The organism is Rhodohalobacter sp. 614A, assembly GCF_021462415.1.
Classification (GTDB): domain Bacteria; phylum Bacteroidota; class Rhodothermia; order Balneolales; family Balneolaceae; genus Rhodohalobacter.
Map to the genome: position 1 here is coordinate 714993 of NZ_JAKEDS010000001.1, position 17853 is coordinate 732845.

General features: G+C 43.1%; 11 protein-coding genes. 4 read left to right on the forward strand and 7 right to left on the reverse strand.

The window, feature by feature from the left end; translation table 11 throughout:
- The first annotated feature begins 172 nt into the window (after window positions 1–172).
- Complete coding sequence (locus L0B18_RS02815) at window positions 173–2569, forward strand: Calx-beta domain-containing protein (protein WP_234567652.1); 2397 nt, start codon at window positions 173–175, stop codon at window positions 2567–2569.
- Between the two features lie 21 nt (window positions 2570–2590).
- Here L0B18_RS02815 and L0B18_RS02820 read toward each other — a convergent pair whose 3' ends face one another.
- The 7 genes from L0B18_RS02820 to L0B18_RS02850 form a co-directional block, all read right to left on the reverse strand.
- A complete protein-coding gene (locus L0B18_RS02820; RefSeq protein WP_234567654.1) occupies window positions 2591–3997 on the reverse strand; it encodes a glycosyl hydrolase 53 family protein in 1407 nt (468 codons plus the stop codon).
- A 203-nt stretch (window positions 3998–4200) separates the two neighbouring features.
- Window positions 4201–5319, reverse strand: a complete 1119-nt coding sequence (locus L0B18_RS02825) for a hypothetical protein (protein ID WP_234567656.1) — start codon at window positions 5317–5319, stop codon at window positions 4201–4203.
- 172 nt (window positions 5320–5491) lie between these two features.
- Entirely contained in the window at window positions 5492–7237 is a 1746-nt protein-coding gene (locus tag L0B18_RS02830) for a Na/Pi cotransporter family protein (RefSeq protein WP_234567659.1), read from the reverse strand.
- Between the two features lie 115 nt (window positions 7238–7352).
- The gene (locus tag L0B18_RS02835) at window positions 7353–10799 is read right to left on the reverse strand and encodes an InlB B-repeat-containing protein (RefSeq protein WP_234567660.1); all 3447 of its coding nucleotides are present in this window, start codon (window positions 10797–10799) and stop codon (window positions 7353–7355) included.
- Between the two features lie 178 nt (window positions 10800–10977).
- Window positions 10978–11964 (reverse strand): isoaspartyl peptidase/L-asparaginase family protein, encoded by a 987-nt coding sequence (locus L0B18_RS02840; protein ID WP_234567662.1) that lies wholly within the window; start codon window positions 11962–11964, stop codon window positions 10978–10980.
- Window positions 11965–12092: 128 nt separating this feature from the next.
- Complete coding sequence (locus L0B18_RS02845) at window positions 12093–12860, reverse strand: slipin family protein (protein ID WP_234567664.1); 768 nt, start codon at window positions 12858–12860, stop codon at window positions 12093–12095.
- 33 nt (window positions 12861–12893) lie between these two features.
- The gene (locus tag L0B18_RS02850) at window positions 12894–14252 is read right to left on the reverse strand and encodes an NfeD family protein (protein WP_234567666.1); all 1359 of its coding nucleotides are present in this window, start codon (window positions 14250–14252) and stop codon (window positions 12894–12896) included.
- 508 nt (window positions 14253–14760) lie between these two features.
- On the opposite strand from L0B18_RS02850, the gene argF reads away from it, so the two are divergent.
- The 3 genes from argF to L0B18_RS02865 all read left to right on the forward strand — a co-directional run bounded on the left by argF (window position 14761) and on the right by L0B18_RS02865 (window position 17635).
- Window positions 14761–15744: an ornithine carbamoyltransferase gene (gene argF / locus L0B18_RS02855; RefSeq protein WP_234567668.1), complete on the forward strand. Its 984-nt coding sequence runs from the start codon at window positions 14761–14763 to the stop codon at window positions 15742–15744.
- A gap of 53 nt (window positions 15745–15797) precedes the next feature.
- Window positions 15798–17069 (forward strand): argininosuccinate synthase, encoded by a 1272-nt coding sequence (locus L0B18_RS02860; protein WP_234567670.1) that lies wholly within the window; start codon window positions 15798–15800, stop codon window positions 17067–17069.
- A 152-nt stretch (window positions 17070–17221) separates the two neighbouring features.
- Complete coding sequence (locus L0B18_RS02865; RefSeq protein WP_234567672.1) at window positions 17222–17635, forward strand: GNAT family N-acetyltransferase; 414 nt, start codon at window positions 17222–17224, stop codon at window positions 17633–17635.
- Window positions 17636–17853: the final 218 nt, after the last annotated feature.

Below are 17853 nucleotides of genomic sequence, written 5' to 3' on the forward strand. Positions count from 1 at the left end.
CCATTTATGATCAAGGGTTCGCTACTTAAAGGTACTGGCAAACACCGATAGCTTATCGTCTTTACCTTTATTACCCGTGAACTCATTTTTAAATTATCCTTATAGCTTCATGAATAGGATGTTTATTTATGCATAAATTTTTTAGTATACCTACAACAATCATCAGGTTATTATGTGCAAAAAAACTATTCTAGCATTAATTATTCTTTTATCTCTCCTGTTTATTTTTCCGTCAATAATTCTTAGCCAGCAAGTTATCTTGTCCTTTGATGATGGTTTTTTGGGAGACCAGGACGGTAATGGTTGTGTGGCCTGTACAAATACATCCACATTAGGTGTTACCAATCTTCGGTTTGGACAAGCATCTAATACCGGTAACTTCGCCGCTCAAGGAAATGATATTATTGGATTTGTAAAGTTTAAAGATGTAAACGGTATCGAATATCAAATAAATGGGAATATTCAATATCGTATCACAAGCGGAAGCACACTACGAGCCTTTGGATTTGTACCAACGAATACCAACCCTGTAACTATTGCTACTAATACAACTACCACCACACCATCAGGCACTTTCGAAATTATCGGGATCAATCAAACCAATTCCAGTACATTTGGTTTTATTGCTGAAGGACAAATGATAACATTAAATAATGGTAGCATCAGGGGAAACGCAGCCACATCCGGCCTGGTTGATCAACTCAACACCTATTTAGCCAGTCAAATAAATATCTCTGTTACTGGTATTACTGTGAACGAAGGCGATGGTACAGCTACGGTAACCGTTTCCATAAACTCTGCACCTTCAGAGATAATAACAGTGGATTATATTACGCAAGACTCAACCGCAATTGAAGGTAGTGACTATACCTCAGCAAATGGTACGCTAACATTCCCAGCTTCATCTTCATCAAGCCAAACCTTTACGATTCCCATTACAGACGACTCCATTGTTGAGGAAAGTGAGTTTATTAAGATTTTGCTGTCAAATCCCACCGGAGGTGCGGGAATAACCAATAATACAGCAGTCGTCACTGTTCTGGATAACGACTCAGTACAGGATGAAAATTTAGTTCTAAATATTACCCAACGAAATTGCTGGCGTTTTTTATCATCCCCTCTACAAAATCTTACTTACAATACTATCATTGAACCTTTTTGGACCCAAGGAGTTACAGGATCCGATTCAGCCCCGCCAGGAACTGATGCAAACCTTTCCAATATATTTATTTGGGATAAAACTACCACTGAAAACTCCCCATCTGGCTGGATAACCACCGGTTTGGATCTAAATAATGTTGTACCGGAAGGAGAGGGATTTTTAATGAGTTTTTTTGAAGATGATAACTTCGACGGAATCATACAACCAGGTGAACAGTTCGATAAGCAGACTACTGTATCCGGTACAGCGCACCCTTTTGATGCAACCATCAGTCCTTCAATGAATCCCAATCCAGATGGGTGGACATTGGTTGGCAATCCATTTAATGATGCCATTGATTTTGGATATCTAACAGCAAATGGCCTGACTACTGATCTGACAGATGTAGCATATGTATACAATATTAATGCTGCCGGATCCAATCCAAATACGAATGGCAATCCTGGAGGCTGGGTTTCCACAAATGGATCTATTGGAGATTTGCACGATGGAAAAATTGCTGTTTTTCAAGGATTTCTTGTGCAAAACACCTCCTCTGCCACCAATCCCGAAATTACATTTAATAATGCATCCCGAACAACGGGCGCCACTTTTTATGGAAAAGAAAATCGGCAACATCAAAATTATGTTCGTTTTGAACTGAACGGTGACCGGGTTCAAAATTCAGCATGGCTCTCCTTTTCTGAAAATGCCAGCGCTGAAAAAATGAAAGGCGATGCCTATGAACTTGTCCCATTTAAGGATGATTATGCATTATTGGCTTCCAAAAAAGGAGAAGAACTTTTTGATATCGGGCAATTTCCGGTTCAACCCACAACCGAAATCCCACTGCATATAGAAACCACCGTTTCGGGTGCATACTCAATTTCTGCTACCGATTTGAACACCTCACCCGGATTGAAACTCATTTTCAAAGATAACCAAGAAGGGATTTCAATTCCTGTGGATGAAAATTTTCACTATCAATTTTTTATCGATCAAGCTTCGAAAGCTCTTAACGGTAATACCCATCTCACATGCCGGTCAACCGGCGATGAACTTGTGAAAGCATTTACACCCAATCCGGCTAAAATTGCCACGGGAGTCAACAACAGGTTTTCTATTTATATTACTGATAAAAACGAACCCGGGTTTGAGATACCTGCAAAAGTAGGGCTTAGTCAAAATTATCCGAATCCATTCAATCCCACCACAATTATTAGCTACCAGTTGCCGGCAAGCAGCGATGTGCTTCTGGAAGTTTATGATTTGGTTGGCCGTAAAGTAGCAACCTTGGTAAATGGCCCAATGCAGGCAGGAATTCATTCTGTCGACTTTAATGCGGGGACTCTCTCCAGTGGCGTTTACATTTACAGGCTACAAACAGGCAATAAAACTCTCTCGCGTAAGCTAACCGTTATCAAGTAGTCGTTCGTTTATGGACTTTTCTTAATTGATACTTAAGACGGTCGTTGTTACTGATAATCCTTTTAAGGTCAATACGGTATGATTGTTTTGATTGATTTGGAGATAAGGCTGGGTTTCTAAACTTTGATAGGCATTTCCCGGCGTAAGTGTGTTTCCGCCAATCTGAAATTTCACGTGCACATCCGATTCTGTTGGGTTAACACTGATAACCGTTAACTCATTACCGCCAGGACTCAGAAAGGCAACCTGATCCAGCGAGCTGTTTGCTGAGGATAAACCGACTCGTACATATCCCTCATCTACAAATTTTGCATAATGCTTCATCAAAAAATAGAATTCTGTCAATGTATAATTACCGTTGTTTCTATTTATTCGAATCATTGCATCGTTAACGCTTTCATCCCAAATGAGTTTCCAATATAAATAGGCTGACGAGTTGCCTTCGCGCAGCGTACTGTTGATGAATTGCGCTGTTTTCATCCATCCAAACCCATCGAACTCCGACATGATGTTGGGTTTATTATTGTATTTTTGGCTCATTTCAGTCAGCACTTGCTGCATATCTGCTATAGATGTGTTATCGCTTCCGAAACTATAGGGGTGATAAGCATACATTCCTAACTTCGGATTATCTTTCAGTTCCTCCGCAAACAGCTCAAAATCCCAATAGTTTAAATTCGGTGATTCTGGACCAATCATTACCGGAGGATTTGAAAGATTTTCAATTACTTCAGCCACCATATTAAAAGCTTTTTCGTAGCTTGGAAAATCGGCGGTCTCCGTTTGTAGAAATTTGCAACTTTCCCATGTGGCTTCGAACGTTGGCTCGTTTTGGATGCTTACATAATCAGGTATAAATGTGATATGATCCATCACATCTTGCCAATAGGTTACATATTCATCATAAATAAACTGTCCGTTCTTTTTTTTCAATGTGCCGCTATTCAGATGATCGTTACTTTTTAAAGCGGAAGGCGGACCCCATGAACTAAACAACACCTTAATATCCGGATTCCGGCTTTTTAAAATATCGAATATCTCATTCGTAGCGTCAAAATTACCTTTGAACCAATCTACCTCCATCTCATCAGGAACTTTGTTTTCAGGGTATCCGGCGGGGTAATACCAGTTTTTTAGTCGAACCATATCTACTCCTAAATCATCTACGATTTTTTCCATGATTTCATTTTTTTTACTGCTATTGGTAAGCACTGAAGAATCCCATGTCATCGCTCCGCCAAAACCGATCATGGTTTGGTGTGTTTGAGCGGTATTTATTGAAATGGCCGCAGCATCAGCTTCATCTATTTGTTCTTCATCAGGTTCTTCGACCTCTTCCGGCGATGTTGGGTTTTCATCGCTGCAAGCTGAAAAAATGAAAACAAAAATCAGGATTCTGCATAATCCGGTAAAATTGAATGATCTCATTTTGATAGTGCTTAATGTTCAGGTTTTTTTGATACATCTCTCCATAATTTTCCATGCACTATTCAGAAATGAAAAAGCTCATCTTAAAAAATGATTGCAATTCGTAATGAGCGAAAAGAAAGGCAGGGGATGTTCAAAATGGATAACAGAATAAATAACTGCTTTCGGACTTGGTATCCATCAGCAGAGTGGCAACCAATGCACTATTCCAGCCCAATCAACTGCATAATCTCGGTATTGATATCCGGGTTGATGGAAATTGCCAGAATCACTGAAATCAACAGGCCGATGGCTGCATAGAGAATATCCCTTCGGATGAGTTTGAAAGATTTTTTGAATGGTTTTCCGAAACCGTCCTGATCCATAAGGCTCATTGCCAATTCGCGTCCGGCCAGCAAACCAATGAACACCCAGGTTGTACTCATGGGAATATGGCTCAACTCTTTGAAGAAAAAGAGGAGAATCGCGTAAATAAAATCGATAATTGTTGCCGACCGCACATCCGTTGTATGAGATTTTTCCGTAACAATTTCCTGGATTTTATCACCCCTCAGATAAAAAATGACTCCCAGACCTGCGAAAATGAAGGATGCAAATCCCAGGAATTGATAGGTATTTAAACTACGGGGCAGATAAACGGCAACATTGGCAATATCCTGCATCACCCAAACCGACCATAAACATCCGGACGTAATCCATTGCAAAACCCGCCAATACGGTTTTGCCTCCCCAACAAAATGAGAACTGATCCAGCGTGAAACAAGACTCCAGACAATAATACCTATCACAAAAGCCGTAACATATCCAATCATGCTTTTACCAAGCATATCAACAATGCCTGCGAGGTCGGCCGAAAAACAACTCAAAATCAAAAAGGTGGTCGAAACCGGCATTCTCATCCGGGTAATAATCAGCAGAAAAATGGGAGCCGCAATCTGCAAAAAAGTGAAACTGGTTGGCGCCTGGGAAAGAGCATCCGTAGAAAGCCGTTGATAGCTGACGTCGCCGCTGTGAGTGATCCAACTATAGGTGACCGTAACAAGAAATATCCCGCCGATATACAACCATAAGGTGTACCATTTTTTATCCGAATTCGATGAAAGAAAAGTGCCAATGGTTTGAATGCTGTCGTTAGCTACGGCTGAATATGCAGCAAACATAAATCCAAACCACATAGCAATATTTGCATATTGATATCCATAGCCGGCTGCAAAAAAGCAAATTCCTATTACCGTCAGGAATACCTTCTCTTCCTTAATAATCTCAATAAACTGGTAGTAAGTGGTGAGAAGTGATTTCTTGACTTTTAATTTTGACGGCATGTGAGAACCCCGATATTAAGTAGACAGCAATAATTTCCTACTCCTTAATGATATGAAAATGCCGTTTCCTCAAGATTAAGGGAATGTTAAAACTGATCTTTTGACCAGAATTCTCACTCGATTTTTTTTGATGTGTAATAGCCGCGAAAGGCTATTTAAAGAAGAGTATCGTTTATCGGCCGACCAGCATGTCGGAGTGGGTTTTTAGCTTTTTACCAGCCAATGCTTCCTGAACGTTAAAGATGTGATCGCCAATTTTTTCGAGCCGTGTAATGTAATCCAGGAAAATAACGCCGGCCTGAGATGTGTAAACTCCCTGCTCCAATCGGGTATAATGCGCTTCTTTCATTCGATCGCGGGTTTCGTTGATTTCGTTTTCGAGCTCAATGGCTGCTTCCAAATCAACTTCTTCACTCACTTCATTCACATTTTCCATGTTGGTTCGCATCAGCTTGATGGCTTTTAAAACCACATCAAGATAATCACTGACTTCCATCACGGCATCTTTTGGCAGGGCAACTTCCAGCTCCATCATATCCTCAAAAGTTTTGGACATCTGGTAATACAGGTCACCGATTCGTTCCAAATCGTTAATCATGCTGTGCATAGACCGGATCCGAATGGTGGCCTCATCAGAAAGGGTATCACTCGAAATTTTCGTCAAGTAGTCTGAAACTTCAAGCTCGATGTTGTCTGTAATCTGTTCGCGTTTGGCAATTTTCTTCAGAAATTTCTCCTGTTTTTTCTGTTTCCTGAAGAAAAGGCCCGAAAAACTATAGTGCATTTTCTCAATCAGTTTTCCGAACAGCTCAATTTCTTTATGAGCCTGGGCAATGGAGAGTTCAGGAGAAGACATCAATCCGGATGAAATATACTGCAGCCGGAAAGCCTTGTCGGTTTGATCTTTGTCTTTCTGAATCCGTTCCACAAATTTCACGATAGCAGGTACAAAACCAATCAACAAGATTACGTTCACAATATTAAACGCGGAATGGAAGAGTGAAAGCCCCAAAGTGGCTGCCTCGCGTGCTTCCTGTGAATTTCCAAATATAGAACCTACTGACGGATTGAAATACTGCATCACCGAATCCACACCCATCAAAAACGGATGGATGACCAATAACATCCATATGACCCCGAAAACATTGAAAATAAGATGGAACCTCGCTGCCCGTTTTGCATGAACATTTCCAACGATAGCGGCAAGATTGGCGGTTACCGTTGTTCCAATATTTTCACCTAAAATCATGGAAGCGGCAATCGGAAAATCGATCCAGCCTTCAAAAAGCATGACAAGCGTAATGGCCATTGCGGCAGAGGACGATTGCGTGAGAAGTGTTAACGCCGTTCCTACAATCACAAAAAGCACGATCGATCCAAACCCGAATCCGGTAAAGGAATCGAGCATGGCGAACATTTCCGGATTTTGTTGGATGTTCGGAACCCCGTCTTTAATAAATTCCAGCCCGATAAAAAGAATACCGAAACCAATCATGGCTTCAGCCAGATTCTGCATTTTTTGCTTTCCAATAAACATAAATGGAAAGAACAGCCCGATCATGCTGATGGCAACCGGCGTAATCTTCATTTTAAACCCAAAGATAGATACCAGCCATGCCGTAACCGTTGTTCCGATATTGGCTCCCATAATCACGCCGGTGGATTCCAGAAGTGTCATTAGCCCGGCATTTACAAAACTAACCACCATTACGGTTGTGGTGGATGAGGATTGGGTGATAGAGGTAACACCAAAGCCGGTAAGCAATCCCCTGAATCGGCTGGTTGTCATTCCCTTCAGGATGGCTCGCAGGCGGGTGCCAGCTACTTTCTGTAATCCATCACTGAAAATTTTCATCCCAAAAATGAAAATCCCGAGAGCTCCAATAAGTTGTAAAAAATCAAATAGAGAATACTCCATCTATCGCAGGTATCGACTATCACTCATGTAATTTGAAACAGAATTTAAAGATAGGATTATTTGAAGAGCCTTAAGTTAACTTAATGTTAAGATATTTCTGAAGAGATGCTTCATTTTAGTCCATGAGGTCTTTGGAGTAAAGTTCATTTCCGTCAAAATTGTACTCCGTTACGACATGCTTTCCGTTCTGCAGCGTAACGGTAAAGAAAACATTATACCTGGAAACGGAAGCATCATCTATATACCAGGTTTTGTCATCGCTTGTATACGGCTGCCGTTTGGATCTGTATCCCTGGCCAAATTCAACCAGCCGGTTTCGGCTTTCATCCACCACAAGATATTTATTATTCCCAAGGCTCAAGCTTCTGGAAGGCGGTGATGTTGTTTCGATGACATTCCAGGGTTTGCTTCTGAATTTGAGATGAATATGCCCGGTAAAATAACTATAGATATTGTTCTGATTCGCAAAAGATGGCGCCAGTTGTTTCCGGATTCGGTCGGAATATTCTACATCTTCATCGCTTCTTTTACCCCCTTCGAGCAGCGGACTGTGGAAAAACGGTATCACGCTGGATACGCTGCTTTTTACCTCATCATCAAAAAAATCTTTCTGAACTTCCGGCGTAGACGAAAACATATCCAAACCCATTAACTGCAGATAATTCCCGGCCCGTGCCGTCCCGAAATTATAACCGGTTGTTTCATAAAGATTATTGAAAAACAGCTGAAAGTATCCGGCTTCGGGTGTGGGTTTTGTAAAATCGCCCTCGCCCCGTAAGGGAAATCCAACCTCATGATTGCCGGGTACAACAAACAGGGGAATAAGTTTTTCATCATTTAAATACGTATGGATATGGTTTTTGAAAAAACCTATGTATTGTTTTGTCCTGGTTTCGTCCATTCTGTAACCATACGACACAACATCACCGGCAATGCATAAAACATCAATATTCTTTTTCTCAACATATCCCATTTTTGAGGGATCATTCATAGAATTGACGGGGTTGCCTGACGGGGCATTGGGATCTGACTGATCTTCGTCAATGTGTATATCAGACATAAACGCAATCCTGACTTTTGAGGAACCCGACAGGTTTTCGCGCAATGTCTCAAAGTGGATCAGGTCGGTGTACTTTGTCTCGGTCGTGTAGACCCTTCCCGAATATTCTGTATCGGAATTCAAATTTGTTACTTCTGCCGAATATAGCCACGCATCGGAGTGAGGAATTCTTTTGCCGGTTACCGAAATACTTTTATTGAACTGAGATCCCGTTCCATACCGAAGCGTTTGTGTGGCGCCGTTTGCATCATTTGAATCATCAATCCAATTGATAAAAATCTCACTTGTGAGGTCTGGCGCGGCTAATGCATAAACATAAATATCTGTTTCTAGCTCTTCATTTGGAGTCTCGAATGTAGCTTCCTGACTATAAGACCTGCCGGTTTTATTCATGGCATAAGCCCGAACAAAATACGTGGTATTCGGGGCCAACGCCGTGATATTTACTAAATAATTCGAACTACCGTCACCGGCTGAAACACACGAATCGTTCTTATCGGGTTCTGTCTGGGTTGAATAACACACGCCCTTATCCTGAACAGATGATGTTCCGCTGTTAAGGATTCTTGCATAAATACGAGCTCCGCCACCGGTCTCTTCATCAATATCTGTGATTTCTACATTCGGCACATGCTTTGGCGATTTCTCTGAATAAACACAACGCACACTTCTTCCTCCGGCCTTGGTTGAAGATTCCAAACCCAAAAATGATGCGTTTGCTTCAACTGTTTGCCCTCTTTCCAATCCTTCCTGTGTACTGCTCCAGAAAATGGCGGATGACCCTCGGCCGGAAATTTCACCTGCCTCGGCTCCTAATATCCCAGCCATGTGTAACTTTAAGGGAGAATTAAATCCACCATAAATATCGGACGACAGTCCATCGAGTGCCTCTTCCCATTCTGTAATGGTGGGTAATCTCCAGTTTTTTCCAAGAAGCTCGGTACATGGATCTTTTTCTTCCTCCCAATTCTGGTTTTCCTCGATGTCATGAATCTGCCATTGGGGTTCAGGGCCGGAACCTGAGTTGCTATATCCCTGCTTTCTGTTGAATTGCCAATACCATCCTGCTCTATCTTTGGAGTAATCATCCGCAGACTTCGCTACAGAATTGGCACCGAGATTTTGGACAATCCAGCACATTCCCTCATAAGAAACCGTCGGATAAGTAATGGTCAGGTTCTGAGGCGATATTCCGTCTTTGGTTTGATGATTTATTGTAACCGACTCTCCGCAGGCATCCATATCAAAAATGGTGGAAAAACTAACCTGGTTGCCATAGTAAACCTTGTTTTCATCGCTTACATACGCCCGTGCAAAATAGGTAGTTAATGGCTGCAAGTGGGGTAGTGTTACCGTAAAATGATCCTGGTTGCCGTCATAAATAATACAATCATCTTCAACTGACGGACCTTCAGAAGTTGAGTAGCAAATACCTATTTCTGATATATCTGTTGATCCATGGGATATAATATTGCCACTGACTTTTGCGGATATTGAGGTAATGCTGGTGGCTTCTTCCGTTGTTACTTCCGGTTTTTCCCCGGCAACAAATATTGCTGTTACCTGTTTCTCTCCATCAATAGTAATGGTGATGGGGTTTTCGGATCCGGAAAGATCGCCACTCCATGAATCAAATTTCCATTCTGTACCGGGAATAGCTGTCAGTTGAACTTCTGTTTGATAGGAATATGATTTTGAGGGTATGATTTCTTCCTGAACCGTTCCCTGGCCGTCAATCTCAATGCCAAGCTCATATTCTCTTCGGACAAATGTAGCTGTAAGTTCTGTATGATCTGTAATCGTAACTTCTATAACAGCCTCTGAACCTTCATAATCGCCCGACCAGCCTTCAAACCTCCAACCTTCTACGGGCTCAGCCGTGAGCTTTACAATCGTCTCATAAGGGTGTGCCCGGGCAGGAATAATCTCTTCTTTAACTTGTCCTTCTCCTTCAATCGTAACATTTAATTCATACTCTCTTTTTTCAAAGAGAGCCGTAATCGACTTTTCTTTATCTATTACAATTTCCACCGGATTCTCCTCTCCTTCCAGATCACCACTCCAGCCAACGAACTGCCAGCCATCGGCAGCTACGGCAGTCAACTGAACCGTAGTCTGAAATGGGTAGTCTTTCGCCGTAACAACTATTTCCTGCACGGTCCCTTCTCCTTCAATCATCAGATTCAAAGGATAATCTCTTTTTTCAAACACCCCGGTTACAGATTGGTTTTTCGACATGTTCAGGGTAACCGGATTGCTGGTTCCAGATGCGTTTCCTTCCCAACGTACAAACCGCCAGCCATCACTCGGTTCAGCCTGTATTGAAACCTCTTCTCCTTCAGGAAATGTGCCGGATTCCGGGGTGATCGTGCCGCCCTCTGCAGGTTGTGCGGTTGTTTCAAGCGAAAACGTTTTATTGCCGTCCGAAGGACTGTTACAACTGTAAACTATAACAGCAATGCCCAAGAAACCCCATAAAAGGAGGGTGGATTTGATACGCATTGGACCAGTTTTATGGATCGATTAACAAAAGCTTTCTTTGTGAGTATAACCCTGTAAAGCAACTTCACTCTCTTCATGTAAGATAGCAATTTCCCGTTATATACTCTTCTAAATAGTCTTTTGATGACGGAATCAAAAAGCCAACGACTACAATTCTTCGCTGTACCGGTTCTTCAATTTACTCGTTTTGCCAAATCATAACGGTTCTGTTTCCCTTTGAATCGACTGAGCCGCGAAACATGCCCGTGGTATTCATTTGCATAGAAATATTTCCTTCGCTGTCTACCCCGATAAAACCGGCATCGCCGGGATTGAGCCGTTCTGTAAGCACAAAATTCATTGCTTCCTCAAGACTCACACCCGTAAATTCCTTGTAATTGGCAATTGTATTCGCAGAAACATTTCGCATAATCTGTTCACCCCAGCCGGTTGCTGAAATTGCCGCAACATGATTGGCAAACGTCCCCGAACCAATAATAGGCACATCCCCGACGCGCCCGAATTGCTTGTTGGTCATCCCCCCGGTTGATGTTGCAGCCGCCAGCTTGCCGTCCTGATCGAGGGCAACAGCTCCAACCGTTCCATATTTGAATTCACTTGGTAATTTCAGATGAGACTGCTCTTGTGCCCGCTGCCATTGCTCATATCTTCGCTGTGTATCAAAATAACTGTTTTCAACCCGGTCCACGCCTGTCTGATCGGCAAACTCCTCGGCGCCTTCACCCGAAAAGAAAATGTGGCGGGAATCGGTCATCACTTTCCTGGCAAGCGTGATGGGATTTTTCACAGTGGTCACTCCCGTAATCGCTCCGGCGGCCAGTGTACTTCCATCCATAATGGCAGCGTCCAGTTCGTGTTTGCCCTCACTTGTGTAAACGGCGCCCCGGCCGGCGTTAAAAAGCGGATTGTCTTCCAAAGCCCGAACGGTCATCTCAACGGCGTCCAAAGCTGATCCGCCGTCTTTGAGAACCTTTTCTCCTACAGATAATGCGGCTTCCAAACCGTCATAATACTGTTGCTTGATGGAATCCGGAAGATCCTGAGAGATCGTACCCGCACCGCCGTGTAATGCAAGTGCCCAATTTGAATGTTGGGCATGCCCGGTTTGATTCAATCCAAATAGTAAAATGGTAAAGGAGACGAATAATGCCGTTAAATATTTCATTTTTTGAAAAGTGATTTGATGGATTCTTTACCTGAAAATAGATGAAGCCTGTAAAAAAAGAAAAGCCCGATTCACAGGTTGAACCGGGCTTTATAATGATAGTTATCCTGAACTTGATTTAGATCAATTTATTCAGTTTTCTTTGGTTTGAATGATTCAAGAAAGTCCATTGGCAGCGGCAAAAATGCGAATGTGGAATTTTCTTCACTGATTTCATTCATGGTTTGCAGGAACCGAAGCTGAAGAGCTGTGGGCGTTTTTTCGATCATTTTTCCGGCTTCTACCAGTTTGGTGGCGGCTTCAAATTCCCCTTGAGCATTAATGACTTTTGCACGCCGATCCCGTTCGGATTCAGCCTGCCGTGCCATCGCACGTTTCATGGATTCGGGCAGATTTACATCTCTCACTTCAACAGAAACCACTTTAATTCCCCACGGATCCGTCTGCCGGTCGATGATATCCTGGATGCGTTTGTTGACTTTTTCACGTTCGGCAAGCAGTTCGTCGAGCTCAACCTGTCCGACCACACTTCGCAGCGTGGTTTGTGCAAGCATGGATGTTGCCGCAATGTATCTTTCCACCTGGATCACTGCTTTTTCCGCATCCACAACTCTGAAAAAAGTAATGGCGTCGACATTTACGGTTACGTTGTCTTTCGTGATCGCTTCCTGCTTGTCGACATTTATCGTCAGAACCCGCAAATCCACGCGTTCAATCTTATCGATAAACGGGACCAGAACAATAAGTCCGGGACCTTTTGTCGACTGGTATTTACCGAGACGAAATACAACCCCGCGCTCATACTCCCTCAAAATTTTGAACATTTGAGGAAGAAAAACGGAGATAAAAATTACAATCGTAATAATCCAGATTAATGAATTGCTTAGAGATTCCATGACATGATCCTTTTTTATTTGGTTGTTTTGATACTAAACTTTTTCAGCTTTGTCGCTCTTTTCTTCTATGGATGTATGACTCGGTTTCACATAGACCTTGAGTCCTTCGAATTCAATAATCTCACAGAAATTACCTTCCTTAATTTCTTTATCACTTCTTGCGGTCCAGTATTCGCCATCAAAAAATACCCGTCCTTCTTGCCCGGGACGAATCGCATCCACAACTTCCACGGTTTTCCCAATGGTAGATTCAAGTCCCGATCGCGGTGGATTGAAAAGTGATTTCACGCCATATGTCACAATCCATGCAAAAAATGCAACCGTTAGAAGTGTGGCCGGTACCAGCCAGTAAATGGAAATCTGCATCTCATCCGGAAGATCCTGAAACAACATCAATGCCCCAAGGAAAAAAGCCACGGCTCCTCCGGATAGTAAAATGCCAAATGTTGGGGTGAAGGCTTCTGCAACAAACAGAATGATTGCCAGCCCAATCAAAAGAAAACCCGCGAGATTAATGGGCATCGCAGCAACCCCATACAATAACAAGATGAGAGCAATGACACCTGAAACCCCTGGAACAATCGCGCCGGGATTGGTCACCTCGCCGATGATTCCATAAATCGCAACCATCGTTAAAATTAACATGACTTCGGGACGCAGGATAAAGCTGAAAAATTGTTCGGCAAGGTTTTCGTCAATAGAACGAATCGTTGCCGTTTCAGTATTTAAAACTTTTCCATCTACCTCCATTCCATGCAGTTGAGAAACAAGATCGTCGATATCTTCAGCCATTATATCAATAACATTCATTTCGAGAGCTTCGTCTGAAGTGATGGAAGCGCCATCTCTTACGGCTGATCTTGCCCACTCTGCATTTCTATCCCGTTCTTCGGCAATGGATTGAATAAAACTTTCGGAGTAGTTGAAAATTTTATTTTGGGCCACTGTATCCATCTCACCACCGCCCATCGAAACCGGGGAAGCAGCTCCAATATTGGTTGCCGGAGCCATGGCTGCAATATGTGCAGCCAGCGTAATAAACGTGCCGGCACTTCCCGCATTGGCACCCCGCGGAGAAACATAGACAACCGTTGGATGATCCGTCCCTAAAAGTTCCTGCACAATTTCCTGGGTGGAGGTCAACAGTCCGCCGGGTGTATCCAGTTCAATGATAAGTGCTTCGTCTCTGTTTTCTGAAGATTCCCGAATACTTCGGGTGATGTATTGCGTGACCGTGGGGCCAATGGTTCCTTCAACCCGAATTACACTAACCGTTGATCGATTCGTTTGCTGAACTGCCAGTGAATCCTGCTGAGCGGGAGTTTCCTGCAACGCCAATACCGAGCCCGCAAGAAACAGAATGGATGCCAATATGAACTTTTTTGAACTCATATCAGAATAAGTGAATTCTCATGTTGTTGGTTCCCTGCTATAGAAAATGTGCCAATTCCCTATTCTTAATATACAATCTTTTCGATGAGTTGCGTGATTGGATTGGTTGGTTGATTTATTGAATATGATCTCCGTCATCGCGAAAAAAGTGAAGCGATCCCCAAACGGGTTAGGAGATTGTGCCAAAGGCATCCCTTCGGGGCCGCGCTCTGCTTGCAATTGACACTTTAAAACAAACTCAAAAAAACATTTGCATTTTATTTTTCATAGGGCGAATTTTAGTTTATGAACTTATTTACACACGACATAACTGCAATTCTTCGCCGTCGCCGCCCATTGGGCGTGTGATAATTGTGTGTAGTCTAGCTACTAAAGAACTTATCGCAAGCCCGCTCAAATCGATCTGAGCGGGTTTTTTTATGTACATCCGAAATTTTCATTTCAATCACGGATGTCCGGCCTCTGAGTTCCTCATCCCCAAACCTGTTCAAAACGTTCAAACATACTCATGAAACATTTACTTACAATCGGCGAATTAGACCCCGGCCAGGTTCAAGCAATCCTGGATTTGAGTCTCGATTTGCAGGAACAATCACCACAACTGCTCAAAGGAAAAAACATCGCATTTGTTTTTGAAAAACCTTCCCTCAGAACCAAAGTAGGAGCCGAAGTTGCCATCAATCATCTTGGCGGAAACGTTGTAGATATCGACGGAAACCTGATGTTCTCCAGCGGAAAAGCCGTCCCTTTCAGTTTTCGGGAATCATTATATGATGCCATGAAAAACGTTTCCCAATGGTGCGATGCTATTTTCGCCCGGGTTTTTTCACACAGCACCCTGGAAAAAATGAAAGAGTACGGAGAAATGCCTGTGGTCAATGCACTCTGCGATCAACACCATCCGATGCAGGCCCTGGCGGATCTGCTCACTATTCGGCAAAACTTTGGGCCTGATGAAAAAATATCACTCACTTTTGTGGGAGATGCGAATAACGTGGCTTTTTCCCTCACGGAAGTTCTGCTCTATTTCGGCCATAGCGTTACTTTTTCCGGCCCGAAAGCCCACGGCTGGGATGACGACAAACTCCAGTATTTCAAGCTCCTCTCGATTGATCATGGTGGTACTTTCACCATTACTGAAGATCCGAAAGAGGCTGTCTATAATGCCGATGTGATCTATACCGACACTTTCATTTCCATGGGACAGGAACACCTTTACGAAGAAAAGATGAAGCATTTTGACGGATACCAGGTCAATATGAAGCTTTTTTCACAGGCGAAACCGGATGCCGGATTTATGCATTGCCTGCCGGCTCACCGGGGGGTGGAAGTAAGCGATGATGTGATTGATCACAAGAACTCCTGGGTTTATCAACAGGCAAAAAACAGGATGATTGTTTCGAAAGGAGTGTTCACTTCTCTTCTCTACCCGGAATTGCTCACCGGCGAGGAGACCATCGAATCAATTGAAGCCAAACACCAACTGATATAATTCCAAAAACCTAACTGACTAATTTTTTAATCACCGAATACTGAATCAAAAAAATGGAACAAGAAACAACATATAAAAAGGTAGCCTCGCACGAAGCAGAAAAAGGAACATTTAACACATGCCTGCTTCTCTATTCCGGCGGACTCGATACCAGTGTTATGCTCAAATGGATCAAGCAGGAATATGATTGCGATGTGATTGCACTGACAATTAATATCGGCCAGACAGCTGATAATCTTGACGCTATTAAAGAGAAAGCGTTGAAGCTTGGAGCAAAAGATGTGATTGTTTACGATGCCCGTGAAAAATTTGCTGAACTTTGTGCTGAAGCCGTAAAAGCCAATGCCGACTACCAGGGCGGATACGCACTCGGCTGCCCGCTGGGACGGGTAATGATCTCCAAACTCGCCGTTCAATTCGCATCAGAATTTGGCTGCGAAGTCATCGCTCACGGTTGTACCGGAAAAGGAAATGACCAGGTTCGGTTTGAAAGTTACATTACTACGCTTAATCCTGAACTGAAAACCATTGCGCCGGTTCGGGAATGGGGCATGGGCCGGGAAGAAGAGATTGCATACGCTCATGAAAATGGCATTCCGGTCGATCAGACGAAGAAATCACCCTATTCTTACGATGAAAATATGTGGGCCAATACCGGCGAGGGTGGCGAGATTGAAAATCCCGAATTGATTCCGCCTCTCGAAAACATCCTGAAATGGGCCAACACTCCCAAAGAAGCTCCGGATGAAGAAGAACTCGTTGAGATTGAATTTGAGAACGGCGAGCCAGTTGCACTAAATGGCGTTGCCCAACCGAAAAAAGACCTGATTCAAAAACTGAATAAAATTGGCGGAAATCATGCCGTTGGAGTATTCCACCTGATTGAAGACCGTGTGGTAGGGCTGAAGGTGCGGGGCATCTATGAAAATCCGGCTGCGCATATTTTAATCCAAGCGCACAAAAACCTTGAGCAGTTGGTTTCTACGCGGGAAGAAAATGAACTGAAAACGCTGATGGACCAGAAATGGGCGTATCTTGTGTACGGCGCTAAATATTTTGAACCGGTTCTGGATAACATCCGGGCATACATCAACGAACAGAACAAGAAAGTAACGGGAACCGTGAAAGTTCGGCTCTACAAAGGAAATTGTGATGTAGTTGCTCTTACATCACCTTATTCTCTGTTTGATGAAAACCTGGCGACATTCAATAAATCGACAGCTTTCAATCAAAATTCATCGGCCGGTTTTATCGAACTGTGGAATCTGCCACAAAAAACAGCTTACCAATTAAAGAAAACGATAAAAAAAGAAGTGGTTGAATAAGGGAAAGTGTCATTGCGAGCGGAGCGCGGTCCCGAAGGGATGCCTTTGGCACAATCCCCAAACGTGACTGGAGATTGCCGCGTTGTCACTCCGTTCTTCCTCGCAATGACGGATTCACACTTTTGCCTTTTCACTTTTCATTAAAAACCAAAATGGAAACCTCAATTCAAATATCTACCGATAAGTCACTGCTCGATGTGGGCATTGTGTACGATTTTCTTTCGAATCAATCGTATTGGGCAAAGGGTCGTAGTCTGGATACCATTCAGCGATCCATAGAAAACTCGCTTTGTTTTGGAGTCTATTTAGATGGAAAGCAAGTTGGATTTGCCCGGGTCGTAACGGACTATGCTGTATTTGCATGGATTATGGACGTATTTATCGACCCCAATTTCAGGGGTTTGGGATTGGGCAAAAAGCTGATTCATGCCATCAAAAGTCATGAAGATCTGCAAACACTCTACCGCTGGGGGCTCGCAACAACGGATGCGCATGGTTTATACCAGCAATTTGGTTTTAAGCCGTTGAGTACGCCACATAAAATGATGGAAATTCTGAGTGAGTGAATGAAAAGTGAATAGGTAAAAGTGAGAAGTGTCATCATGAGCAACATGTCATTGCGAGCGAGTTTACGAGCGTGGCCCCGAAGGGATGCCTTTGGCACAATCTCACACAGAAAGCGTTCGGGGATTGCCGCAGTCGCAAATGCTCCTTCGCAATGACTTCAACTTTTGCGTTTTCCCCCGAAGGGATCCCTATGGGACCTGTTTACTTTTCAGTATTT